Here is a 25742-nt window from a genome sequence, read left to right on the forward strand (position 1 = left end):
GTCACTTCTTCTTCGACTTGCCGGCGAGGATGCCTTCCACCGCCTGCTGGGTCATCGGGTGGTAGCCCGACTTCGCCTTTGCATAGGTTTCCTTGGCAAAGGCCAGCCCTTCCGGCGTGCGTGCAAAGGCCTTGTAGACCGGCGTGGTGAGGTACAGGCGGCCGATGCGGGTCATGTGTTCAGCGGCGGCCGTCCACACATCCTTGTCACCCGCGGCGATCGCGTGCGCGTACCAGCGCATGCCGATCTCGGCGTTGGGCGTACCGGTGAGATGCCAGGCGGCGTCGAGCGCCTTCATCTTCTCAAGCGGCGGCACATCCGGCATGCGGTCCAGGAAGTACATCCACTCCTGGGTGTTCCAGGTCTTCGCGTCAAGCTTGCTGGCATCGAGCGTGCCGGCCAGGAACGCGGTGCGCTCCTTGTCGATGTTGTCGAAGCGGGCGGATGTCGGCAGGGGTGCATCTTTCGGGATACCCGGCTGCCAGATCCACGCGCGGGCTTCGGCTTCGCTCATCTTGCCCGGGTACTTATCGAGCAGGTTGGCTTTCAGGTACGCGAACATCGTGTCGGTATCGATGCTCTGGAAGGCGAAGTGGGCGAAATACCCCTTCAGGTAGGCATCGAAGGTCTCACGACCGAAGCGCTGTTCCAGCGTGCGCAGGAACCAGGAGCCCTTGTCGTATGCCACGGAGGACAGCGAATCGTCGGCGCCGACGCCGCGCGCGTCAGGGGTGAGCTTCTGTGTGTTCGCCGGCATGTCGCCGATGGTCTTCTGCAGTTCGCGTGCGGAAAGCAGCGCTTCCTCATCGGCCAGCGACTTGCCGTAGACCGCCTCGGTAATGCGGCCCTGCACGTAGGTCGTGAAGCCTTCATTGAGCCAGATATCGCGCCATGCGGCGCTGGTTACTAGGTTGCCCGACCACGAATGCGCCAGCTCATGCGACACCAGCGAGACCAGGCTCTTGTCGCCCACCAGGACGGTGGGCGTAGCGAAGGTCATGTTCGGGTTCTCCATGCCGCCGAACGGGAAGGACGGCGGGAGCACGAGGATGTCGTAACGGCCCCACGCATACGGGCCGTAAAGCTGTTCGGTCGTGGCGATCAGCTTCTCGGTATCCTCGAATTCGTGCGCCGCTTTGCCCACGACGCTGGGCTCGGCATACACGGCGCTGCGCGGACCGGTTTCTTTCACCGCGATATCGCCGGCGGCGATCGCCAGCAGGTACGACGGGATCGGGTGCGGCTGGTCGAAGGTGAAATCGCCATCGAGCGGGTGCTTCGCGTCGTTGATCGCGCTCATCACCACGCGCACATCCTTCGGCGCGCTGACGTGCGCGTCGTAGGTAAAGCGGATGGCGGGCGAATCCTGCAGTGGCACCCACGAACGGGCATGGATCGATTCGGACTGCGAGAACATGAAGGGCTGCTTCTTGTCCGCGGTCTGCTCCGGCGTGAGCCACTGCAGCCCCGAGGCTTCGGGCACCGTGGTGTAGGCGATGCGCACGCTACCCGGGTGGGCCGGCGCCTGGATCGTGAGCTTGGAGCCAAGCTCCTTGTCGCGCGGCGCCAGGGCGAACTTCAGCGGAGAGGCCTTGCCGCTCGCATCCACGGCATCGACGCTGGCGATCTTCAGGTCGCGCGTATCGAGCACCAGGTCGTTGCTCTTGCCGGCCTTCCAGTCAAGCTTGAGCGTGGCGTTGCCCGCCAGCTCGCGCTTCGCGAAATCAACCTTCAGGTCGAGATCCAGATGGGTGACCTTGACCACGTCCGGCTGGGCATAGGAGTGTGGATCGGCCGCGAGGGCCACGAGGGGGAACACGGTGAGGGCCGCGAAGACAGGCAGGCGCATGGAGCAGTTTCCGTGGGAGGGAAGCCCCCAGTATGCCATTGCTGGCCCTGGGGGCTCCCAGGGCTCATGGCACGGGCGCCCGGGCCACGCTGAAGTCACCCTGGCGCAGCACGAAATACATGGCCGGTGCATCGGCCGCGCTGCGGAGCACCAAATGCGGGTTGGCGCCGCTATCGTTGGCAAACACACGCAGGGCTGGCGTGCCGCCCTGGCCACGCCAGCGCAACCGGCGCAGATCGATCTGTACCCATCGCGATGGCAGGGACATTCCCCGTGCCTGTTGCAGTGCCGGATCAAGGGGCGATACCACGACACCGGAGACCCCAGCCCCACGCACCCGTACCACCGGGAGGTATAGCGAGGGCCGTTCGAGGCTGCCGGCGAATTCCGGGGCCTGGTACCAGACCGTATCCGGCCATTCGGATGCTGGCAGCTCGCGCCACGGCGGCGAGGCGACAACAGCCCGTGGCGTGGCGGCCGGGGCCACGGCGGGCGCCCCGCGGCCCGTGTGCAGGGCTTCGCTCCAGGCGTTCCAGCGCCGCCGCCCCACAGCGATGCCATGGGCGTCGGCCAGCAGTACGTCGGTATGCATGTCATCGGCGGCCGAGTTGCCCAGGCGCCGGCGCAGTGTGCGAAGGAAGGTATCGCGCTGGTGGGCCGTCAGTTCGAAATACCCTGCGGCAGACACGCGCAGCGCCGGGGAATCGGGCGGCGGCGTGCCCGTGCGGCCGCCGCGCAACCCCACGTCGGGCCGTAGCTGCCATCCGCTGGCCGTCCAGCGTACGGGGGGCCCGGCATAGGTGCTGTCGAGGGCACCCGGCCGGGCAAGGCGCCATGTCGTGTTGCCGGTGTCGAAGCGCACCTCGAACGCCTGGCCTGCGGAGACGATGTAGCGCCTGCCTGCCAGTGTGTGGATCCCCCGTGCATCGGGCCTCAGGCCAGCCAGGTCGACGCCCGTGGCGGCATACCGCTTATCGAGAGGGTGCAACGCGGGCTTGAGCGCACCACGAGACGCACCACGGCCGGCCATGGACGCTTGCAGGAAAAGGCCGGGCCGCGCTGCCACCTGCGCCACCGGCAGTGCGCCCAGCAGGCCGACATACGCCTCGCTGCCGTCGATGGCGGCTTGCGCGTAATCGCCCGCCCTCAGCGCGTCTTCCAGGCGCCATAACGCACGCAGCCCCTGGCCTAGGCCCGCAATAAGGTCACGCGCCGCCCGATCAGGTGCGGCCGACGTATCGATGGCAGCCTGCACGATGTGCAGGGCCGGTGCGCGTTGGGTCTCGCGCAGGGAGGCCTCCAGCTCGTATAAATCCACGGAAATACGTGACAGCTCCGCCGCATGGCTGGCCTCGAAGATGTCACTGGATACCTCGCGCTGGCCAAATGCCTCCGCCGTGCGCGTCCGCGTCCCTGCCGCGGTCGTTCCCAGTACCCACGCCGTCGTGGCCACATGCGCCGGTACGTCGAAATGTAGCTGGCCATTTGCATCGCTACGGGCGTGCGATGCCGGAAGACGGGCCAGTAGCCAGGCCTCGAAGCGCGGGTTGTACAGGAACTCACGTGCGGCTTCTTCGCCATCGACGAATTCGCGTACATCGATCCCGTCCGGCGCATCGGGTGTGTAGAGGATGACGCGGGACGCACTCCGAGGTTCACGCGCGCCGATCGCCAGGAGATCGCCTATGACGGCACCGCGGTAGGTTAACTGCCGAACCACGATCTCGTGGCCGTCCACTCTCCCGCGTCCGTTTGCCGCTGGGCTTTCAAACACCGAGCGCATCCACGTGTAGCCGCGTTCACCGTGATCGGGAAGGAAGCGCCGTGGTTCCGACGGCGGATAGTACCCAAGCCGCGCATCGGCGACAGCCAGCCGGAACTGCGCGCTGCGCAAGGCAATGCTTGCCTCGCGCAGCGGAGAACCCGCGGGAACGTCGAGCATGCCCATGAGGGCCTCACGGTAAGAGCGCACCGCGTCCGCCAGGGACAGGCTGCTGGCGGCGGCGAATACCGGCGCGGCCGCCGCCTGTGCGGCCAGCTGCTCAGCGTGTACCTGCGCGTTGCGTAGCGCATCTTCCGCCTCCCACCATGCGGTGCGGACGCCCGCGGGAACCGCCGCTAACCTCGTTACCTGCCGGTTGGCGGCCACGCGCCATTCACGATCGCGTTGCATGTTTTCGATATCGATCTTGCCGTGGAGGTCAAGCGCTACGCGTACCGCATCGGCCACGGTGACGGGGTCGTCGCCCGCATTCAACCCGTCCCATGCCTCGCCAACTTGCGCCGCCTGCAGGGCGACAAGCCGCTGCGCGATTACCGGTATGCCCCCGAACGATGTGGGGCGCGAGTCCACGAAGCGATCATCCTTCACGATGCGATCGACGATATCGTTTCGCGTGCCGGGCAAGGTATCGCGCGCCATCAACTCATGGCGGGTTCGCTCCTCCACTTCGTGGTGGAGCTGGTCGAGGGAGGCGAAGGCCTCCCAGCCGCGCTCGGGAAGGAAAAGCAGCGCGCCGTCGGCGCGCGCCAGGATGATGGAGCCGGCATAGGGCTCCTGGCCGATCATGAGTTCCCGGGCGTCCGTGCCGGGGGGCGCGATATGCCCCCCGGCATCCAACCATGCAACGACACGAGCCGCATCAGCCGCAGACAGCGTGCCCTGAAGGCCACGTAGCGTGGCATCGTCTCGCATGACCTGGGCCAGGTGTGTCGCCAACGCTGTCCGCGCCGGGGTCGTATCCGTGGATGTGGCCGAAGCGTTCCACCAGGCCTCGAGCGAGGCGAGGAATGCGGCTTTTCCGTCAGGCGTGAGCGCATCGGGCAGCAAAGGGCTGCGCTCCATCATCGCCGTTTGCCAGCGTGCGGCGCCGACGAGTCGGCGTTCGCTCATGAATGCCGACTCCTCGGCCGAAGCCAGCGGTGCGGATACTGTTTGAGGTGTTTGCATATCCATGCGTTTTGTCGTCCTTGGGGGGTTATTGCCTGGGCGCGGTGAACGTGTAGCTGTGAGGTACGCGCAGTTCCAGGTTCCAGGTGTGTAACGTGTACGCGTATTCGCCGCTGGCGAGCTGCCTGCGGTCAAGCGCGTGGTTGGGCCTGCGGAACGCGTCGCGCATGTAGCGGGTATCGATCTGCACCCAATAGGCCAGTGGGTCCCGGCCACCCAGGCGGTGGCCGGGCGTGACCCCAAGAACCTCTTCGAGTTGTGCGCGCGGCGTGCCGGGGGGCAACGTCGTGACCCGGTAATTGTGAAAGGCCTGCAGCGACTCGCCCGGCGCAGGCCGGATCACCAGTTCCTGGCCCTGGCTGCCCAGGCGGCGGGCCGGCCGCTGGTCGGTATAAACCCAAAGGCGATCCGGCCAGTCATCCGGCTCGATAAATTCAGCTGCGCGGCCCAGCGACTGGAGTGCGGGGTCGGCGGCTTCAGTGGGATGGCGTCGCGCGGCAGCCACCGTCTCGTCCCATCGCTGGTTCTGTGTGGCCGAGAGGTCCGCTCGAGGGTCGGTTACGGTAGTGTCGCTGCTGGAAGAAATCGCTGGATCCTGGCCATCGTCGCCGTGCCAGGTGTGCTCGGTGCGTGATGGAACGCGACGGCCATCGCTTGCCCAGCCACGACGCGCGAGCACTTGCGAACGCTCGAGCGGATCGGGAAATTGCGTTTCCAGTTCATGCATGAAAAAGCGCCGTTGCCCAGGATCGAGTGTTCGCAGATCGGCCGCGACACCATCTTCATGGATGACGGCGCTGCGGGTGGGTACTTCCATCCGCATGTGTAGCGAATCGTTACTGCCGTGGCGCGTCATCAACACCATGCCCGGGTTATCCCGGAACGCAGCTTCCAGTTCCGCGCGGCGCGGCTCCAGCGCTTCGGGGAGGCGCAGGTTGGCTACGGGTGCCGCAGCCTCCGCAGGTGCCGGGTCCGGGAGGGCGGCCGCGCCCGCAGGCGGCTGGGCGGCCGGCGCCCGCTCATGGTCAAGGTGCAGCAGGCGGCGGAAACGATCGCGCAGGCCGCGGCCTGCGCCCCCTGCAAGACCCACATCGTTGAACGCCCAGCCACAGGTATCCGTTCGCTGGATCGCCGGCCCCCACGACACTGCACTGCCGCCCGCGGGCTGCAAACGGTACGTATCGAACCCGTGATCGTAGCGGACGGCAAAGGCATGACCGTCCTGCTGGATGTAGTGCTGCATACCGACGCGGTAGACGCCGTTCCTGTCCGGCACGCCGGTCAGGTCGATACCCGGCGCGGCATAGCGTGATTCGAAACGCACCCCCGGTAGTGGTAGCTGGAATGAGGCGCTTTGCGGCGCGGCCCCCAGGGAAGGGCGAATCAGCGGGCGACGCGCCCTGCCCAGGAACCACGGTGGTGCCGTAATGTCGAGCGCGCTGGTGTACGCCTCGGTGAACGCCAGGTAGGCCGCCGTACCATCGCCCGCCTTGACGTGATCGTAGAATCGGTTGAGTGCCTGGAAGGTGCGGGCAGGCGCACGCGCGGTTTCAATCACTGCATCGGCCAGCAGGCCCGTCACCGGATTCCTACCCAGGGGATCGAACGCCCAGCGCCGCGCCTCACTCTGCAAGGTACCGGCATCATGCAGGCGCTGATCCACCATCGTGTCGTAACCTGCGGCGAAGAAATCACCGGTCACATCGCGTTCGCCAAAGGCTTCGGCAGTGCGCGTAAATGCGCCGCCGCCGGGCTGGCCAAATACCCAGCTGGCTACCGTCCGGCCGCCGGCGAAACGCCGTGTCACGCCGTTGGGTTCGAATTCCGCAAAAGCAGCTGGCAGCCGGTCGAGCAGGTACTCGCGGAATGCCGGTGCGTAGAAAAAGTTGCGCTGTGCACCGGCCGCATCGTCGAATTCCCTGAACGAGACGCCATCGGGGCTATCGGGCGTGTACAGGATGAGCGTGCCGACGCTCGCCGGGTTGCGCACGCCAATGATGAACACGTCACGCACCGCGGCCCCCCGGTAGGTGGCTTGCCGCACGACGATGTCGTGGCCCTCGACGCGCGCGCGCCCGGCGGCCGCCCGATGATCGAGCACGGCTTCGACCCAGCGGTACCCGCGTTCTGCGTGATCGTGGCGGAACGAGCGTGGCTCATCGGCCAGATAGTAGGAAAGCCGTGCCTCGGTCGCTTCGGCGCGCATGCGCGCCGCCAGCATTTCCACGTCGATGGCCCGGCCGGCAGCTCCTCGATGGCTGGCGCGCAGCATTTGTTCCAGGTACTCCCGATACCGGTCGGCCAGTCGTACGTCACGAATGAGCGTACGCAACGATGATTCGGGCAGCGCCGTGGCCATGCCGGCCCCATCTCGCCTCATGACGCGAAGACTTACCCGATCCAGGCTGGATAATCCCCGCCATGCGAGTTCCCGCAGCGACTGCTGGACGGTATCCGCCCCGCGCACCCATTGGGTGAGGTGTTCGTAAGAACCGGGAAATGGCATGTGAGTGATCTCGACCACGAGATCGGCAGGGGCATCTGTAATGCCCAGCGGCACAAGGCGAGCCGACAGTTCGCGATCGGTGAACCCCGCCGGCGTTGCCGGTGCGTCGATGCCGAGGCCCGGGCGAAGCGTGGCCACGGTGACGGCGAGGCTCGCATAAGCCCGGGTGGCATCACGCCATGCATTGGCGGCTTCAGCGGGAACCCGGGCGAGGCGCTCTTCATTCGCCATGCCCACCAGGCGATGCTCGCGTGTGCGGAGCAGGGTGGGCACATCGATGCGCTGGGCCATGTGCAAATAGGCATGCGCCCTGTCCGAGAACGTGGCAGCCGCATGCTCCAGGTCGCGGTCGAGCTGCAGGTCATCCCATGCCAGGGCGATCTGCTCGCGTTGCACCTGCACCAGGCGCCTTGCCACGGAACGCGCGGGTTGGGAACCCAGTGGACGCAAGCTTACCGTCCTCGCAGTGCGTGCCCGCGCATAGGCGTCCGTGGTCATCCCGCGCAGCGCCACGGGATGGGCGCCGCCCTGGAGAAACTCGCGTTGCACGTGACTAGCCAGCGTATCCAGTGACGGAAACGACTCCCAACCGACGCCGGGAAGGAACAGCAGGTGATGGCCCGCAACGGCGTCCGCGCTGACGACCACGGCACCGGCGAGCGCCTGTTGTCCGAGGACCAGTTCGTTCCACCGAACAGCGCGGTCATCGGCCATTTGATTCGTGACTCGCCGAATCAAGTCCGCGGCATCCGCCGGCAACGTGCCATCGACCGAGCGCAACGTGGCCTCGTCGCGCCAGATGCCCTGCATCGTGGTGGCAAGCGACTCGATGTGTGTTGACCAGTACGCGTCAAGCGAATCGAGGTAAGGTGCCATGTCCCGTGGCGGCGGATCACGCCACGCGGGTGCCTCATCCTGCAGGCGGCTCAGTGATCCGTGCGCAGCCGCGAGGCGTTGCAGCGCACCTTGTGCCATTTCAGCCTCACGCGTCGCTCCGTAGCGCGCGGGGGTCTCCGGTGGAAGCATATCCATTGCTCGTTTCCTTGGTTCGTGTGATCAGGGCTCTCGGCCCAGGGGTACTACCTGCTGGTTGTTGCCAAGCCGCAGGAAGTTCTCGCCGGTCAGCGGCCTGAGATAGAGGCGGGTAACGCCGTCGCGCTCCATGGCGATGAGTTCGGCCCGCGGTGGCGAGGTATTGCTGCGGAGGAGCGACGCGGGCTGAATCCGGACAGCGAACGTTGACGAGCGGCTTAGCCTGCTGTTTCCGACGGCGTGACGCAGCGTAGCGATGGGTGCTTGCGGGGCGATGGTAGTAATGGGGATGCCAATGACACCATTTGCAAGCCGCTCACCTTTCAGGTGTGCCCAGTGCGTGTTGTAACCATGTTGCGTGGGTATGCGATAGAACGGGCTGGAAGCGAACGGCAATCGCCCGTAGAAGTAAACGTTATCCGGAAGCTGCGCCGGATCGACACGCCGGAATGCGGAAGGTAACGGCGGCAGCGACAGGCCCGCCGAACCAGCAGTTCGCGTTGCCAGGTTTTCGGGAGCAATTTGCGGGGCCCCGAGCCGCAGTTGCTGCCAATCGGAAAACCCCTGCGCCGATACGGCATTGGCGCGCGCCTCGATCCAGCGCGCACGCTGGATCAGGTTGACGTTCATGTTTGGTGCCGTGCCAAGGCTTTCAGCCTCCATTGTTCGCGTGACGAGTTCGCGCTCAAATGGATCGGGAAATGCTTGCTCCATGGCATGGCTGTATCGATCAAACATCGTGTTTGGGGCAGCACGTGTTTGCGTGGGGCGCTGCGTCGGAGCGCGATCGAAGCCGCCCTTGAGTCCCACGGTGTGGTAATCCCAGCGACCACCGCCCGTGTGGCGAATCGCGGGTCCCCAGGCAAGTGGATCACGGTCGCGCGCTTGCAGACGCCACGTCTCGAACGTCGTGTCGTAACGCACACCATATAGCGTGCCCGCATGATCGATGTACCGGTGGCCGTCTATCGTGATCACGCCGTTGGCGTCAGCTGTACCGCGTCGCGCCACGTTTCCCGCCTCGTAACGTGGTTCAAAAAGAGCGGGCCTTGCGCGCGACGCCGTATGGGCACCCACGCGCGCACCGTGACGGAAGCTGGCCGCCACGAGCGATTGCGCGGAACCACTCACTACGCCCGGCGCGGCCACGCCAAGCGATGCAACATAGAAGCCGGTGAAATCGACCCATGCCTGCGCGGCATCGCCTGCCTTGACGCTGTCGTATAGCCGCCACGCTGCTTGCGCGGCGTGGGCAGGTGCGCTGACGACGCCTTTAACGGCTCCTGCGAGCGGATCATCGAGCAGCAGGCGGAAGGACTGCTCGGTCAGCCAGGCCCAGTTCGCCTCGGTAGCGCTGCGCGTGAATGAACGGGTGTTGCGCAGCGCCAGCTGGGTGGCTGTGTCGTAGACTCGGTCGAGAACGTTTTCCGCGACGACCGCATCCGCGAACCGCTCCGCAGTCCAGGTGTAGTCGGCGGTGCCGCCCTGGCCCAGCACCCAACTGCCGAGGCGGTCCCCTGCAAACATGCGCTCGCTTCGGCCTGGCGTCGTACTGGCGAAGTCCGCCGGGAGGCGGTCGAGCAGGTATTCGCGAAAGGCCGGGTGGTAAAGAAAACGCCGGGCGGCTTCATGGCGATCGTCAAACTCACGAAAGGTGATTCCATCCGGGGCACCTGGCGTGTAGTAGACAACGGTGGGCACCGCCTGTTGCTGGCGCACGCCTATCTCCAGGACCTCGCTCACCGGTACTCCTTTGTAGGTCACCTGGCGCACCACGACCTCGTGCCCCTCCACGCGCTTGCGGCCGCTAGCCGCGGGTGAATCCAGGACGGCCTTTACCCAGTGGTAGCCTCGCCCGGCGTGATCGGGCCGGAATGAGCGTGGTTCAGAAGGAAGGTAGTACGAGAGTCGTGCATCCTCCGCTTGCAGGCGCATACGCGCCGCAAGCAGTGCCGTAGCTGCTGCCTTGCGCGCACCCGCATCTTCGCCGTGTTGCCAATGTTCACCGAGATAGGCGGTATAGCGGTTTGCCAGATCCATGTCGCGCACGAGCGCGCGGATAGCCACGTCATCAAGCGCGGCGATGACATGGCCCTGCGCATCACGGGCGGTAAGCCGGACGGGATCGAATGCGGCGATGTTCTGGTACGCCATGTCCAGCAAGGGAACCTTGGCCGGGGTGTTGCCTTTGAACAACGCTTGCAGCGATTGTGTACGGGCAACGACATCGAGGTGATCATCGACAACCACGGTGATGTCGGCGGGTGCCGCGCTCACCCCTAGCGCCGCCAGGCGGATATTGAGCTCGGCGGTGGCGAAGCTCGCAAGGGTCTGCGCGGGTGGCGTCGCGATATCCACTATATCGGTAGCCGATGCCAGTACATCGGCCGCCTGGCGCCATGCCGTCGCGGCATCGGCCGGGACGGCCGCCAGGCGCTCTTCATTCGCGGCCTCTACCAGGCGCGCATGGCGCGTCGCCAGCAGGCTTTCAATATCGAGAGCGGGAATGTAGGCCAGTTCATCGGCGATCGAATCGGCCAGCAAAGTGTCGCGCGAGGTTTGGATTGTAGTAACCGCCCAGGCTGTCCACGCCTCGTCGAGTCGCTCGCGATGCACGGCGAGTGCACGATCGATGTACGTAGCCAGGCCATGGCGCTCGCTGGCTCGCGACGTCATTTCGTCGGTGGCAATGCTGCCCAGTGCCCGGCGGGACAGGCCGGGCAGGGAGCCGCCGACGCCAAGATGCAGGCGCACCCTGTGCGCGATCGCCTCCTGCAGGGCGTCCAGGCTGGCGAACGATTCCCAGCCCGCCGTCGAGGAGAAGAGCAACACCCTGGCTGACAAGGTGCTGTCTTCGATCACGATGCTTCCGGCCAGCGGCTTCCCGCCGAGCACGAGCTCCCGTGTGTGCAGGGTCGGCCGTGGCGTGCCCGGCACGCTGTCGGTGAACGCGCGGACCAGGGCGGCATCGGCGGCATCAAGCGTGCGGTCGTCCATCCCCAGTTGCGCGAGATCGGCCATGGCGCTGCCAACACGCGACGCTAGTTCCGTCCGCGCGGCGGCGAGCCAGTACGCATCGAATGCGCGCAGGTAGGCCATGCGTTGCGTCGCGTCGGGGTGAGCCGGGGCGTGTGGCATGGCGACACGCTGGGCGGCGAGCCAGTCGCGCGTGGCGACGAGGCGGTTGAAGGCGTTGATGGCGGCCTGGTGGGCCGGCGATTCCAGCGCAGGCGGTGCCTGCGGCGGCGTCATGTCCATGACATTCCTTTGCGTGGGGATAAAGTCCTTTCGCAAAGTGTATGGAGCACGCGCTGCCGCGCGGGAGCGGGCGGCGCCGCAGTGTCAGGTAAGCAAGGCGCCGTACGGGATGTAAGGTTTCTTCCCGTTCGGCCCTAGGCGGTCGGTGTCAGAGCTTGTAGCCGCGGTGGATCGCAACGATGCCATTGGTGAGGTTGCGTACCTCCACATGGCCAAACCCAGCGCCGAGCATCATTTCCTTCAGCGTCGCCTGGTCCGGGTGCTTGCGAATGGATTCAGCCAGGTAGCGGTAGCTATCCGCATCGTTCGCAAACAGCTGGCCAAGGCGCGGCAGGATCTGGAACGAGTGCACGTCGTAAAGCTTCGACAGCAGCGGGCTCTGCACCTTGGAAAACTCGAGCACGAGCAGACGGCCGCCCGGCTTGAGGATGCGCTGCATATCGGCCAGCGCCTTGTCCTTGTCGGTGACATTGCGCAAGCCGAACGCGATGGTGATGGCATCGAAGCTGTTATCCGGGAACGGCAGCGCCTCGGCGTTCATCTGCGCCCAGCGCAGGCCAGCCACCAGGCCGCGGTCAGTGAGGCGGTCGCGGCCTACTCCAAGCATGGCGGCGTTGATATCGCCGACCACCACTTCGCCTTCATCGCCGACGACTGGCTTCAGCAGTGCGGCGATATCGCCGGTGCCGCCTGCCAGGTCGAGTACGCGATCGCCACGGCGCACGCCGCTCACGGCCACGAAGTGCCGCTTCCACAAGCGATGCACGCCGAACGACATCAGGTCGTTCATCAGGTCGTAATTGCGGGCCACCGAGGTGAATACCTGGCCGACCAGCTTTTGCTTGTCGCCGACAGGAACGTCGCGGAAGCCGAAATGGGTGGTTTTGTTTTCCATGACGCGGTGACCTTAGTGTTCTTCGTGGTGGCGGTGCTTTTCGTTCGCCACGTGGCGATCGTGCAGCGACTCGGCCGTGGTTTCGCCCGGATCGCTGGGCGGCCGCGCGTCGAGGTCGCGGTCGTTGTCGCCGCCAGGGGTGATCTTCAGGATGGAATGGCGCACTTCGCGAGCCAGGATGACGCGCGCATCGCGCACCATGTCCTCCAGTGCGTCGCTGAAATCGAGCTTGCCGTTCTCGTCCGTCCACACGACCTTGGCCTCGCGCAGCTTCTGGATGAAGCCACGGAACAGTGCCTTGTCGAAAAACTCCGGCGCCGACAGTTCGTTCAGCAGGCCCAGGCGCTGCGCCGTGAGGGTGCAGGCCGTTTCCAGTTCGCCGGCGGACATCGTGTGCGGCCCGTTTTTCACCAGTGCGGCGATCGCGATGTAGTAGCGCTCGAACGCCTGCAGCATGCTGCGCGCGATGACGCGAAGCTGGTAGGCGCCATCATCCTGGCCAGGGCCGCGCTCGAGCACGCGGCCTTCGGACGAGGCCTCGAGCATGCCGCGGCGAACGAAGAATTCGATGGTGTCCTGCACTTGCTTCGCGAAGCCCTCGTCATCCCACGGCAGGAACAACTCCCCCTGGATGAAGGGATAGATGATCTTGCCCAGGCGCAGCACCGAGGAGCGCGACATGCGGCGGTTATTGAGGAAGCACGCCGCCACCCATGCCGCCGCGGCATTCAGGTGCAGCACGTTGTTACGGAAGTACGAAAGCAGTACCGCCTGCTCGCCCTCAGTCACCAGCACGTCGCCCAGCGGGTGGCGCACGCGGCGGACCCAGCCCATCTGTTCGCCGTAGGCGATGATGCCCTGCGGGTTCATGGGCGTGATCGTAACGCGATCGGAGTAGGGCAGTTCCTGGAACAGTGCCTTGGTCAGTTCCAGTTGCGCGAGCAGGTCGTTCTCCGCCATCGCGTGCTTGGGTGTGGCGAGCAATGCCAGCGCGAGCAGGTTGATCGGGTTCACATCCGCCGCGCGGTTGATATTGACCTGGATCTTCTCGGCCAGGTCATCCACCACGCGGTTGAGCCATTCCGGCTTGGTATCCGGATCGGCCGTGGTGTCGCGCCAGTCCGCCGCCACGTCATCGAGCATGGGCGTGAGCAGGATCGGCTCGCCGAAGTTCAACGTGACGTGGCCGTAGCGCTGGCGCAGGACCTTCAGGCCACGGATGAGCCCCAGGAGCGATTCCTTTTCCTTCGGCTTGCCGGAAAGTTCGCCGACATAGGATTTGCCTTCCATCAGCTTTTCATAGCCGATGTATACGGGCTGGAACATCACCGGGCGTCGCGGCGCGCGCAGGAACGCGCGCACGGTCATCACCAGCATGCCCGCACGCGGGGCGAGCAGGCGGCCTGTGCGTGAGCGCCCACCTTCGATGAAGTATTCCAGCGGCACGCCACGATCCACCAGCTGCGCCAGGTACTCGTTGAACACCACGGAATACAGCGCGTTGCCCTTGAAGCTGCGGCGCAGGAAGAACGCGCCACCACGACGAAGGATCGGGCCCACCACCGGAAGATTGAGGTTGACACCCGCCGCGATGTGCGGCGGCACCACGCCCGAGTGGTGGAGCTGGTACGACAGCAGCAGGTAATCCGTGTGGCTGCGATGGCAGGGCACGTACACCACTTCGTGGCCGGGCGCGGCGGCGCGGGCCTTGTCGAAGTGGTGCATGGCGATGCCGTCGTACAGCTTGTTCCAGAAGTTCGAAAGCAGGAACGAGGTAGAGCGCACCACCGGATGCGAATAATCGGCGGAGATTTCCAGCGCCAGATCACGCGCCCGGCGTTCGGCCTTGGCGTGAGTGATGTTTTCCTTGCTGGCCGTGGCGGCGATGGCATCGCGCACAGGCTGTGCATTCAGCACCGAATCGACCACCGTACGGCGGTGCGAGAGATCCGGCCCGATCACCGCGGCGCGGATGCGGCGGAAGTGCGTACGCAGTACGCGGGCGATCTTGCGGGTTAGCCGCTCGTTGGTGAGGCCCTGCGATTCCGAGAGAACGTTCCTGAGCGATACCGGCTCGGAGAAGTGCACGACCGTGTCGCGGCCATTCAACAGGAGCGCCAGCATGCGCCGGAAGCGACCGACCACCAGCCAGTTTTCCGCGAACAGCACGCTGAACCAGCCGCTCTCACGATTGGGGGCGCGGCCCACGTAGATCGACACCGGGATAACCTGGATATCACGCGTCGGATCGTCTTCGATGGCGCGGATAAGCTGGCCGATGGGTTCCTTGGGGCCGCGGGCATCGGTGCGGCCGAACAACCAGCCCTTTTGGCGGCTGAGTGAGAACACCGAGCGCCTGCGCCGTCCCGGGAGCTCCAGCAACTGCATGGGGCTGGGCAGGCCAGCCTCGCGGCAGGCGCGCTCCAGGATCAGGGCATCGGAGGTGCCATCGCGTTCGATGGCGTAGCACACGGCCGCGCCGCTCTTGAGCAGGCTGGCGGGTTCCGCCGGGTCGCGCTTGATGCGCACCCACGGTTCGAGCAACCGCCCCAGCAGCTTGAACCACCAGGGGGAGCGGGCGACCTGGGCGTGCGACTCCGCACTCATGGGTAATTCGGACATCGTGGGATTGTACGGCTTTAGCGGGCCTTCGCGGCCGCGACGGGCGCCGCGGGGTCGCGAGGTGGGTGTGCGGCGGTGGTTGTGGGTGCCGGTGCTGGCGCGCTCGCGGCGGGCGCAGGGTTCAGCTTGATGTGCTGGTTGCGGACGCTTTGCAGCAGGTCACTGTCGTACCAGCGGCCATCCAGCAGGACCAGCGTGGCGTCGGTCTGGATGGGCTTGTCGAGCAGGGTGTAGGTGATCTTGACGTGGGCCGTCCCGCCCGTGTTCTCCAGCGTATCGATGCTGACCGACTCGAAACTCTTGTCCAGCGAAAGGCCATACACGTTGAACAGGTTCTTAAGTCCAAGCCACATCGCCGAATACGACGCCATGGACTGCGTGAAGTCCATCGAATGCAGCGCCTCTGGCGTGGTCAGGCGTGCCTTGCGCGCGGTATCTACCAGCACGGCGATGGCCTGCTTCGCCTTGTCCTGGTCGCCCCAGGGCACGGTTTGTGCCCAGGGCGCGATGACGTTCACCGCCTCGCGCAGCTGCCGTTTCTGCGGGATGGTGAGATCCTTGGCCTGATCGATGGCGGTGAGTGCCATGGATTGGGCCACCCCGGTCACCAGCGGCATCTGTTCCTTGTACTCGCGGTCGAAGCGGACAAGGGTCGGGCGCAGGTCGGCGTACAGTTTCTTTTCCGCATCGGGCTCGGTCAGGCGCTTCACGCCGTTTGCGAACTTTGCGCGGTCATCGTCGTTGATGGGTTCTTCCGCCGCATTGCGCCTGGGCCAGTCGGCTTTCAACGCGGCAAAATCGGCCGGCGGCAGCGCGTGCTGCCAGAACATATCGAACTTGCCATCGCGGATGAGTTCGAGCGAATCACGAACGGCATCTTCCGGCGAGCCGCCGCCTGGGGTGCCCGGGGCTTCCTTATGTCGGTTGCAGCCAGCGACCAGGCTCAGCGCCAGGGCCGATAGCAGTACCCAGGCCTTGGGGGTCATGCGCTTCATGGGTAGCTCGTCGGAGACCAGCGGGGAGGCGAGGGTACGAGGCGCGCGGGCCGCCCACAAGTGGCCCCGGATAAAGAAAAACCCCGCAGACGCGACGTCTCACGGGGTTATCCGGCCCGAAGCCGGTAAGGGAAATGGCCTTGCCTGCTTTGCTTTACGCACCGCAGGTTTCGGCGAGACAAATGATAGTTGGACGACATTGCTAAAGCAATACGTCACAAAACTATGATTAAGTCATTGATTTAATTGGTTCGTAGCGCGTCAATCTTCTTCTGGCGACGCTCGGCACGGGGAAGAGTGTAGTCGTTATCGAACACCGCGGGTTCCCAGCTGCCGTAAGTAGGGTTGGGCAGTACGAACCAGCGTTCGCCGATCCAGGCCGTGTAAGGAGCCATGGCCTTCGTGCGGCCTTCGGCCGTGTTGCCGTAGACGTTGGCGAAATCCCCGATCTGGTCGCCAAACTGCATCAGCACCCTGTACTTGCCGGCGATGAGCTGGCGGCGGCAGCCCTTCTCACTGCCGGACTGCTCGCAGCCCTCTACGAACGTGCCCAGGCCGAGGAAGGATTCCTTGCCCGCCACCGGGAAGCCGGCCTTGCGCAGGTTTTCCAGCGTGGCGTCGTTAAGATCCTTCGCGCGGTTGGAGATAAAGATCACGGCGATGCCGTGGTCCGCGGCGAATTTCGTGAACGCCACGGCACCGGGCAGCGGCTTCGCCACCCCTTCCTGGCACCACGCGGCCCATTCGGCCTCGTTGTATTCACCGCCTGAGCGGATCAGCCGCGCCTGGTAGGGCGAGTTGTCCAGCGCCGTTTCGTCCACGTCCAGCACCACGGCAGGCTTCAGGCCCTTCAGTGATGCATGCGCGGCGCGGTCGTCCTTTGCGAGGGCATCCCAGGTCGCGTCCGCCTTGGCCTTGAGGAGTTTCTCCTGCGCATCGCGGTAAGTCTGCAGGTAGATGAAATCGTGCTCGTTCGCCGTCTGCGACCAGAGGACGGCATTGAGGTTGTCGTCCGCGGCGGGACCCTTTGCTACCGGTTCGGCTGCGGGCGCCGGCTGCGCGACGGGCGTGCCAGCGGCAGGGGCATGGGGTGCGGAAGCGCAGCCCACCAGGGCGACGGCAAGAGCGGCCGCAAGGGCAGCCGGGGCGAACTTCATCATGGGATTCCCTTGGAAAAACGGGCGCCTGTGCCCGAGGGCCGGCGATTGTGGCGGCAGTTTACGACAGCGTGACGACGGCGGCACACCTATAGCGCGTGCCCCCCGTGTCCTGACAGACTGCGCCTTCACACACGACGAGCTTGTCCATGGATGCCGAAACCCGGACCCGCGCCGTGCGCACCGCCAGCTATATCCTTGCTGGCGTCGCCCTACTGCTGGTGATGTTCCTGCGCCTGCTGCCCGCGCTGCTCGCCGGCCTGCTGGTCTACGAAGTGGTGGTGTCGGTGGCGCCCCTCATGGGGCGTCGCCTGTCGGGCGAGCGCGCCCGCATCCTGGCCGTGGCACTCGTCGGCGTGGTCGTTGTCGGGCTGCTCACCCTGCTCATCCTGGGTGCGATCAGCTTCTTCCGCACCGAGATCGGCAACCCTGCCGACCTGTGGCAGAACAAGCTGATGCCCATGGTGGAGCGTGCCCGCCAGCAGCTGCCGCCCACCATCGTCGGCATGTTGCCCGATAGCGTGGATGCCCTGCGGGTGACGGCACTGGACTGGGTCCGCTCGCACGCGGTCACCTTGCAGCTGGCCGGCAAGGAAGCGGCGCGGGTACTGGTGCACATCCTGCTCGGCCTTATCCTCGGCGCCTTCGTCGCGCTGAGCCGCGCGCGGCCCACGCACCAGATCGGCCCGTTCGCCTCGGAACTCGGCCTGCGCTGCGCGCGCCTGGCCGATGCGTTCCACAACATCGTCTTCGCGCAGATCAAGATCTCCCTGGTCAATACGGCCTTCACAGCCATCTTCCTGGTGGTGGTGCTCCCCTTGTTCGGCCAGCACCTGCCGCTGACCAAGACGCTGATCGTCATCACCTTCATCGTCGGGCTGCTGCCGGTCATCGGCAACCTGCTCTCGAACACGGCCATCACCATCGTCGGCCTGTCGGTGGGGCTGTACGTGGGCCTGGGCGCCCTGGCCTTCCTCATCCTCATCCACAAGCTGGAATACTTCCTCAACGCACGCATCGTCGGCGGACAGATCCGGGCCCGCGCGTGGGAGTTGCTGGTGGCCATGCTGGTCTTTGAGGCGGCCTTCGGCTTGCCCGGGCTGGTCGCCGCACCCATCTTCTACGCCTACATCAAGGCTGAACTGGAAGCCGAGCGCTTGATCTAGCGTTCATCGCCCGGCTGCTGGAATCCGCCCACCTCTGAAGGAGTTCCAGCATGGTCAGCGTGCCGGGCGATTCCCGCGCCATCCGCGTCGCCACCTATATCCTCGCCGCGCTCGCGCTGTGGGGCATCCTCATGCTGCACCTTATCTCGGCGCTCCTCGCCGGGTTGCTGGTCTACGAGGTCGTCGAGGGGATGACGCCCCTCATTCGCCGTGCCATCCCCGGGGAGCGGGCACGCCTCATTGCCGTGGGGGTCGTTACTGTCGTGGTCGTCGGCGTCATCGTGTTGCTGGTGGTCTCGGGGCTTAGTTTCTACCGCCACGACCTGGGCGACCCGCAACAGCTGTGGGATGAGAAGCTGCTGCCGCTGCTGGACAAGGCGCACGAGCAACTGCCGGCGTGGATCACCTCGAACCTGCCCGACAGCTTTGCCGATTTCCGCTCCCAGGGCGTGGGCTGGGCGCACGAGCACTCCGGCGACCTGCGCCTCATGGGCACCACGGCGGCTCGCGTGTTCGCGCACATCCTGATCGGCCTCGTACTGGGTGCCATCGTCGCGGTATCGCACGGCAGCGGCGGACGACCGACGCGTCCGCTGGCTTTCGAACTCTCGATCCGCGCGACACGCCTGGCCGATGCATTCCACAACATCATCTTCGCCCAGCTGAAAATCTCAGCGATCAATACGTCGCTTGCCGCACTGTTCCTGCTGGTCGCGTTGCCTATCGCAGGTATCCATGTACCACTGGCCAAGACCCTGGTCATCGTCACGTTCGTGGTTGGCCTGCTACCGGTCGTGGGTAACCTCATCTCCAACACCCTGGTGACCATTGCCGCGCTATCGGTCGGGTTGTGGGTGGGCGTCGCTGCGCTTGGCTTCCTGGTGGTGGTGCATAAGCTCGAGTACTTCCTCAACGCGCGCATCGTCGGCGGCCAGATTCGTGCGCGCACGTGGGAACTGCTGGTCGCCATGCTGGTGTTCGAGGCGGCGTTTGGCATAGGCGGCCTGGTGGCGGGACCGATCTACTACGCGTACCTGAAGAGCGAGCTGGAAGCCGAAAACCTCATCTGATAACTCAGGCGTTGCCGGCCAGCATGGCGCGGATGCGCGCCATGTGCGATTCGGCGGTTTCCTTCTTCACCTCGGCATCGGCCTCCGGATCCTGCCCATCCCAGTGCAGGTCGTCATCCGGTAGTTCCTCGAGGAACCGGCTGGGATCGTTGTTGAGCACTTCACCGTACTTGCGTGAGCGCGCGGCGAACGAGAGCGTCAGCATCTCCTTCGCACGCGTGATCCCCACGTACATCAACCGGCGCTCTTCATCCAGGCGGCCTTCGTCGATCGCGCCTTCATGCGGCAAGGTGCCATCCTCGCAACCCACGATGAAGACAAAGCGGAACTCCAGGCCCTTGGCCGAGTGCAGCGTCATCATGCGCAGCGCGTTGCCCGGGTCGTCACGATCGGCGTGGCTAAGCAGGGCCAGTTGCTGGGCGATATCGCCGGTGCGACCACCATCGCGGCCCATCGCGCGGAACCAGTCAATCAGCTCGCGCAGGTTGGCCAGGCGCCGCTCGCGTAGCGCGTCATCGGTGGTCGTCGCGGCGATATGCGCGCCGTACCCCGTCTTCTCGATGACGGTATTGACGAGGTCGGCGGCGCTCTCGTGCACCGCGTGGCTGCGCAGCTCGTCCATCAGCCGCGCGAACCCCGCCAGTGCGGAGGCCGGTCGCGGCGAAATGTTCTTCAGCGCACTGTCGCTGCGCGCGGCATCAAGCAGGGACGCATTGCGCGACTGCGCCATCTCCCCCAGCTTTTCCAGCGAGGTGGCGCCAATCTCGCGCTTGGGCACGTTCACGATGCGCAGGAACGCGGCGTCATCCGTGGGGTTGGTCAGCAGGCGCAGGTAGCTCAGGATGTCCTTTACTTCCTGGCGGTCGAGGAACGAAAGCGCGCCGCTCAGGTGGTACGGCACACGTGCAAGGCGCAGTGCCTTCTCGATGGGCCGCGCCTGGAAGTTGCCGCGATACAGGATGCAGAAATCATCCCAGCGGCAGCCCTTGTCCTTGAATCGCTCGTGCAGGCTCGACGCGATGGCGGCGACCTTCTCCGCTTCGTGGTCGTTGTCCTTGCACTCGATGACGCGAATGGGCGGCCCTTCGATATGGTCGCTCCACAGCTTCTTCTCGTGGACGTGCGGGTTGTTGGCGATCAGCTGGTTGGCCGCACGCAGGATGCGCTTGGCGCAGCGGTAGTTCTGCTCGAGCTTGATTACCTTCAGGTGTGGATAGTCGCGGCCGAGCTGGTCGATGTTCTCGGGGTTCGCGCCGCGCCATGCGTAAATGCTCTGGTCATCGTCGCCCACGCAGGTGAAACGCGCCTTGGGCCCGGCGATCGCCTTCAGCAGGCGGTACTGCGCATCGTTGGTGTCCTGGTATTCATCCACCAGCAGGTAACGCAGGCGTTCCTGCCAGATCGCGCGGGCCTCGTCATCCGCTTCCAGGATGGTGAGCGGCAGGCGGATCAGGTCATCGAAATCGACCGCGTTGAACGCCGCCAGGCGCTGCTGGTACAGGCCGTAGATCGTCGCGGCTTCCATCTCACGCGCCGTGCGCGCCGCGGCCATGGCCTGGTCGGGTGTAAGGCCGCCGTTCTTGGCCTGGCCCACCAGGTTGCGGATACCCTGGATCACCTCGGGCTTCACGCCCTTGGGCGAGAGCTCCTTGATCATGTTGGCGCTGTCATCGGCATCCAGCACCGAGAACCCACGGCGCAGCTGGGCGCGCTCGTGCTCGATCTGGAGGAACTTGAGACCGAGCGCGTGGAACGTGCACACGGTGAGGGCGCGGGCCGATTCATCCGAAATCAGCTTGCCCACGCGCTCGCGCATCTCCTTCGCCGCCTTGTTGGTGAAGGTGATCGCGGCGATCTTCTCCGCCGCCAGGTGGCGCCGGGAGATGAGGTGGGAGATCTTCTCCGTAATGACGCGGGTCTTGCCGGAGCCGGCGCCAGCGAGCACAAGGAGGGGGCCGTCGCAGTACTCGACAGCCGCGTGTTGTTGCGGATTCAGCATCGGGATCGGCCGGGACAGGGCGGGCGAACGAGGGGGCTGATGGTAGCAGGACCGCCCCCATGCCGCCCGGGTCCTCCCGGCGACGGTCGGCACGGCAGGGGGCAGGATTCGCTACCATGTCCGGTCCAGACCAGGAACGCGCATGGCCAAGCTGTACTTCTATTACTCGGCAATGAATGCCGGCAAGACCACGACCCTGCTGCAAAGCGCCCATAACTACCATGAGCGCGGCATGCGGACCCTGATTCTCACCCCCGCGCTGGACAACCGCTATGGGGAAGGCATCGTGGCCTCGCGGATCGGCCTGCAGGCCCGTGCCATGCGGTTCGCAGGGGAGGAGGACATCTTCGCCATCGTCGAAAAGGACATCGCCCATCGCGGCGCGCTTCACTGCGTACTGGTCGATGAGGCCCAGTTCCTCAGCAAGAATCAGGTGTGGCAGTTGTCGGATGTTGTTGATCGCCTGAACATTCCCGTGCTGGCCTATGGCCTGCGTACCGACTTCCGTGGCGAGCTGTTCGAAGGCAGCCGCTACCTGCTGGCCTGGGCCGACAACCTGGACGAGATCAAGACGATCTGCCACTCCGGCAAGAAAGCCACCATGGTGGTCCGCGTGGACGAGCACGGCAGGGCCGTGACCCAGGGCCCGCAGGTTGAGATCGGCGGAAATGACCGCTATGTGTCCGTGAGCCGCGCTGAATTCAAGAGCATCACTGCCGGCGAAGGCCGCATCGAGCTGCAGCAACCCGTGCTGCCGCTGGGCGAAAGCGAACCCACCGAAGGACACGACGCGTGACCGAGACGACGACCCCTGCCGCCGCATGGCCGCGCCCCCACTGGCACCCCAGCGATGAACAGGGCGTGCTGCTGTTCTTCGTGTTCGGCAGCTTTGCCGAGGATGTCGCCATTCCCAGCATGAAGTACGGCAGCCCTGGGCTGCCCGAAGGCGTGGAAATGCGGCGCATGCAAAATGCCGTGCTGGCGCGCTGGGAAGGCTATCCGCTCGCCGGCGCACTGGGTGAGCTGCTGAAGGAAGAAAACCCCGACGCATTCAAAACGGCGAAGGATGCCCCGCACGTCATGGCGATTCGTGGCCGCTTCCCGGATCGCGACAGCCTGGATTACCTGCGCGATACGCTCGGCGTGGTCGCTGCCCTGACCGAGGTCGGAGGCAAGGTCGTGATCGATCCGCAGATCCTTACCCTCTTCAGCGCCAACGACTGGCGCGAGCACTACCTGGTCCAGGGCGGCGCACCTACGCGCAACCATGTGCTCATCCTGTGCAGCCCGGAAGAAACGACGGGGCGCTCGTGGATCCGCACGCGCGGCATGCGCAAGTTCGGCCGCCCGGATATCAGCATCACCAACGTGCCTGATCGCGAGATTGACCGCGCTGGCGCGCTGGCGGAGCGTTTCGTCGATCTTGGTGCACTCGGCGCCCACTTCGAGAACGGCCAGGCCATCGAAGTCGATGGCGTGGCCGGCGATCTCATCGTTGAGCTCAGCGGTGACGAGAACGATCCGCGCTTCAACAATTCGCATGCTGCAATGCGCTGGGCCGATTGATCAGCGGGGGATCGAGAACGTCACGTGGGTGATTCCGTTCCGGAGGCCATTCGCGGATGGTTGTACGTGGACACCGTCGCCATCGTAAGCCTCGCTGAAACGGGCGATGGTGGCACGCTCTCCCATCAAGTCCTTTCGCACGAGGATGGCCGTGCGGCTGGCGGCGTGTGACAGTCCGTCGCTCAGGACGATCCGGGTACCTGCAGGGAGATCGCGCAACACCGCTGAACGCAACCGCGCGGTCGGGCAGCGATCCAGGCCAGCGTCGCCGAGCTCCACAGTGCGGCGCTCGCTTCCTGGCACAGCGCAAACAAGCTCACCCGTGCCGCCCGGGCCATCAAAGAACTCAATGGCGCCCTGGTTCAGTGCGGCGACGACGCTACGCGCCTGGCCGGCTTCGACGAAATCCACGGCAATATAGTTGGGCTTGCGTTGCGCGGCGGGCGCGCATTCGTCGTCGATGCGAGCACGCAATACGGCATAGCTGTTGTCCGAGCCACTATGGTTGCCGAATGGCACGCCATGGAAATGATTCATGACGAACAGCCGGGGCCATGCCTGGGCGGTGCGGGTCGTGTCCAGATACAGGGGCTGGCTCTCCCAGCGGGAGCGGCACGACATGTCATGTTCGAAGACTGACGTGCCCAAACTCCAGTAGTTTTCTGATGTGTAATCGCGATCGTAGAGCAGATGGAAGGGGCCGCCCGCTGTGTTCAGCGTGCCTGCGTTACGCACCGTCTGCGTGAATACGACGAGCCGCTGGCCCGCTTCAATCATTTGCCGCGGCGTGGGCCACGCCGCGGTGCCCCAGCTTGCCGGATTGAACGTCAGGGCGGCGGTCTTTGGCGTTCGTTCCAGTTCGGCTTCGAGCGCTTCGCGGCGGGTATCGTCTTCCAGAAGCAGCGTGACCACACCATGCGGCACTCGCTCAAGGAAGGGCAGGATCTGCGTCTCCAGTGTGTCGGCCAGTGTCGGTTCAACGCCAATGCATGTGCCATGGCAAAGCCGTACGCGGCCGTTGCTCTCATGTACGTCAAGCATGAGGCCGCGCACGCCGTTTTGCAGTTGTTCGCCGATGGAAAGCGTCTGGTTAGGCAAGAAAGCGGGCAGTAGCGCTGGCGCATTGGCGAACGCGTTATGCGCGGTCAGCCAGGTGTATTCATTGAACGGTCTGTCGATATCGGTACCGCGCGGGTCAGCGGCCCAGGCGATGGGCGCCAGCGTGACGCCAAGCAGGGTGGCCAGCAATCGCTTCATACGCATCCTTGCGTCGTTTAGGGAGGGGTGAGGCCAGCTTACGGTCTTGTCCCTGGCTAGGAGGGTAGGGAAATGACTACATCCTTGTAGGAATCTATCGCTGGCAACCTGGGCAAAAGAATGATGCACGCTGGCCCAGGGTGACGACGCGGATGCTCGTGCCGCACACCTTGCACGCCTCGCCCGCCCGGCCGTAGGCGAAGAGTTCCTGGAAGAAATAGCCCGGTGCGCCGTCGGGCGCGAGGAAATCGCGTAGCGTTGTGCCACCGCGGGTAATGGCGTGGGCGAGGATGCGTTTGATTTCTCCGGCAAGCCGCACGTATCGCTCAAATGACACCTTGCCTGCCGCCCTGCGCGGGTCGATGCCGGCGGCAAACAACGCTTCACTGGCGTAGATATTGCCCACGCCGACGACCACGGCGTTATCCATGATGAAGGTCTTTACCGATGCGCTGCGTCCACGCGAGAGCTCGAACAGGCGCTCGCCATCGAACGCGTCGGTCAGCGGTTCGGGGCCGATGCCGTCGAGCAGTTCGTGCGTCTCGCCCGGCATCTGCCAAAGCAGCGCACCGAAGCGGCGAGGGTCGGTGAAGCGCAGGACCTTTCCCGTTTCAAAGGCGATGTCCACGTGGTCATGTTTTGCGATGGGCGTATCGGCCGGCAGCACGCGCAACATGCCGGACATGCCCAGGTGGAGCAGGGCGGTGCCAGCGCCTGTCTGCAGGAGCAGATACTTTGCGCGGCGGTCTACGCTGTCCACCACCTGACCTGGGAGCAGGGTCGATACTTCGGGTGGGATCGGCCAACGCAGGTCCGGCCGGCGCAGGACCACGCCGGTGACGCGATGGCCCTCGATATGCGGGGCGATACCGCGGCGGGTGGTTTCGACTTCGGGCAGCTCGGGCATAGTGCCAATGTGGGGTTTGGCGGGATCGCTCGCAAGCGCGACCCTACATGGGCTTGGTGGGCAAGGCCTGGGTTCGTGGGGCGCGGGGCATGGCCTGCGCCGGGATGAAGGCGATGCGGTCGCCCACGCGGGCATAACGCTGGCGCCCCAACGCTGCCAGGTCGCCGTATTCGATACGCGTGCCGTCCAGGGTGAGCACGGCCAGGGGAGGCGCCAGGCCCAACTTGGCCGGGTCGAAATCGGCTGCCGGCTTCCACTCCGTCACGGGTGTCTGTGCGAGTTGTGCGAGGTCGGCCGGGCGTCCCTGGTCATTGCCGGTCCATGCATTGGCTTGCCGCTCAAAGTGCTGCGGTGGCAAGCCTTTCATGGTGATATCGATCCGCTGCACGGCCGTCGGATCGATGGCTGTCAGTGTATGCGCGCTCGCCTCCGCGTCATCCGTGCGTAGCTGCCACGCGACGGCACCGATGAGCGCCATCAGGACGACGATGCCGATCATCCGGTTGCGCATGC

At 65.2% G+C, this 25742-nt stretch carries 16 protein-coding genes; 4 read left to right on the forward strand and 12 right to left on the reverse strand.

The window, feature by feature from the left end:
• Position 1: 1 nt before the first annotated feature.
• From L2Y97_RS01730 to L2Y97_RS01765, 8 genes are all read right to left on the reverse strand, one after another.
• The gene (locus L2Y97_RS01730) at positions 2-1849 is read right to left on the reverse strand and encodes a M1 family metallopeptidase (protein WP_247432168.1); all 1848 of its coding nucleotides are present in this window, start codon (positions 1847-1849) and stop codon (positions 2-4) included.
• 64 nt (positions 1850-1913) lie between these two features.
• On the reverse strand, positions 1914-4742 hold the full coding sequence (locus tag L2Y97_RS01735) for a dermonecrotic toxin domain-containing protein (RefSeq protein WP_247432171.1): 2829 nt from the start codon (positions 4740-4742) through the stop codon (positions 1914-1916).
• An 85-nt stretch (positions 4743-4827) separates the two neighbouring features.
• On the reverse strand, positions 4828-8337 hold the full coding sequence (locus L2Y97_RS01740) for a dermonecrotic toxin domain-containing protein (RefSeq protein WP_247432174.1): 3510 nt from the start codon (positions 8335-8337) through the stop codon (positions 4828-4830).
• A 24-nt stretch (positions 8338-8361) separates the two neighbouring features.
• The gene (locus L2Y97_RS01745) at positions 8362-11595 is read right to left on the reverse strand and encodes a dermonecrotic toxin domain-containing protein (RefSeq protein WP_247432176.1); all 3234 of its coding nucleotides are present in this window, start codon (positions 11593-11595) and stop codon (positions 8362-8364) included.
• Between the two features lie 148 nt (positions 11596-11743).
• Positions 11744-12490 (reverse strand): bifunctional demethylmenaquinone methyltransferase/2-methoxy-6-polyprenyl-1,4-benzoquinol methylase UbiE, encoded by a 747-nt coding sequence (gene ubiE / locus L2Y97_RS01750; RefSeq protein WP_247432179.1) that lies wholly within the window; start codon positions 12488-12490, stop codon positions 11744-11746.
• Positions 12491-12502: 12 nt separating this feature from the next.
• Positions 12503-15112, reverse strand: a complete 2610-nt coding sequence (gene plsB / locus L2Y97_RS01755) for a glycerol-3-phosphate 1-O-acyltransferase PlsB (protein WP_247432181.1) — start codon at positions 15110-15112, stop codon at positions 12503-12505.
• Positions 15113-15129: 17 nt separating this feature from the next.
• Positions 15130-16107, reverse strand: a complete 978-nt coding sequence (locus L2Y97_RS01760; RefSeq protein WP_247432184.1) for a hypothetical protein — start codon at positions 16105-16107, stop codon at positions 15130-15132.
• A 242-nt stretch (positions 16108-16349) separates the two neighbouring features.
• Entirely contained in the window at positions 16350-17267 is a 918-nt protein-coding gene (locus tag L2Y97_RS01765) for a 5'-nucleotidase, lipoprotein e(P4) family (RefSeq protein ID WP_247432186.1), read from the reverse strand.
• Between the two features lie 146 nt (positions 17268-17413).
• Between L2Y97_RS01765 and L2Y97_RS01770 the strand changes: the two genes are divergently transcribed.
• Together L2Y97_RS01770 and L2Y97_RS01775 are read left to right on the forward strand one after the other, a co-directional pair.
• Positions 17414-18430: an AI-2E family transporter gene (locus tag L2Y97_RS01770; RefSeq protein ID WP_247432189.1), complete on the forward strand. Its 1017-nt coding sequence runs from the start codon at positions 17414-17416 to the stop codon at positions 18428-18430.
• Between the two features lie 50 nt (positions 18431-18480).
• Positions 18481-19500 (forward strand): AI-2E family transporter, encoded by a 1020-nt coding sequence (locus L2Y97_RS01775; protein WP_247432192.1) that lies wholly within the window; start codon positions 18481-18483, stop codon positions 19498-19500.
• A gap of 4 nt (positions 19501-19504) precedes the next feature.
• On the opposite strand, the gene L2Y97_RS01780 is transcribed toward L2Y97_RS01775, so the two are convergent.
• Positions 19505-21499: a UvrD-helicase domain-containing protein gene (locus L2Y97_RS01780; RefSeq protein WP_247432194.1), complete on the reverse strand. Its 1995-nt coding sequence runs from the start codon at positions 21497-21499 to the stop codon at positions 19505-19507.
• 142 nt (positions 21500-21641) lie between these two features.
• Here L2Y97_RS01780 and L2Y97_RS01785 point away from each other — a divergent pair, with 142 nt between their 5' ends.
• On the forward strand, positions 21642-22295 hold the full coding sequence (locus L2Y97_RS01785; RefSeq protein WP_247432197.1) for a thymidine kinase: 654 nt from the start codon (positions 21642-21644) through the stop codon (positions 22293-22295).
• Positions 22292-23065 carry a hypothetical protein gene (locus tag L2Y97_RS01790; protein ID WP_247432200.1) on the forward strand — a complete coding sequence of 258 codons (774 nt, stop codon included), beginning with the start codon at positions 22292-22294 and terminating at the stop codon, positions 23063-23065. Before L2Y97_RS01785 ends, L2Y97_RS01790 begins: the two co-directional genes overlap by 4 nt.
• Here L2Y97_RS01790 and L2Y97_RS01795 read toward each other — a convergent pair whose 3' ends face one another.
• From L2Y97_RS01795 to L2Y97_RS01805, 3 genes are all read right to left on the reverse strand, one after another.
• The gene (locus tag L2Y97_RS01795) at positions 23066-24322 is read right to left on the reverse strand and encodes a phosphoinositide-specific phospholipase C-related protein (RefSeq protein ID WP_247432202.1); all 1257 of its coding nucleotides are present in this window, start codon (positions 24320-24322) and stop codon (positions 23066-23068) included.
• Positions 24323-24416: 94 nt separating this feature from the next.
• On the reverse strand, positions 24417-25229 hold the full coding sequence (gene mutM, locus L2Y97_RS01800; protein ID WP_247432205.1) for a bifunctional DNA-formamidopyrimidine glycosylase/DNA-(apurinic or apyrimidinic site) lyase: 813 nt from the start codon (positions 25227-25229) through the stop codon (positions 24417-24419).
• A 43-nt stretch (positions 25230-25272) separates the two neighbouring features.
• Positions 25273-25740 (reverse strand): DUF4340 domain-containing protein, encoded by a 468-nt coding sequence (locus tag L2Y97_RS01805; protein ID WP_247432208.1) that lies wholly within the window; start codon positions 25738-25740, stop codon positions 25273-25275.
• Positions 25741-25742: the final 2 nt, after the last annotated feature.

Source organism: Luteibacter aegosomatissinici, from assembly GCF_023078495.1.
GTDB classification, from domain to species: domain Bacteria; phylum Pseudomonadota; class Gammaproteobacteria; order Xanthomonadales; family Rhodanobacteraceae; genus Luteibacter; species Luteibacter aegosomatissinici.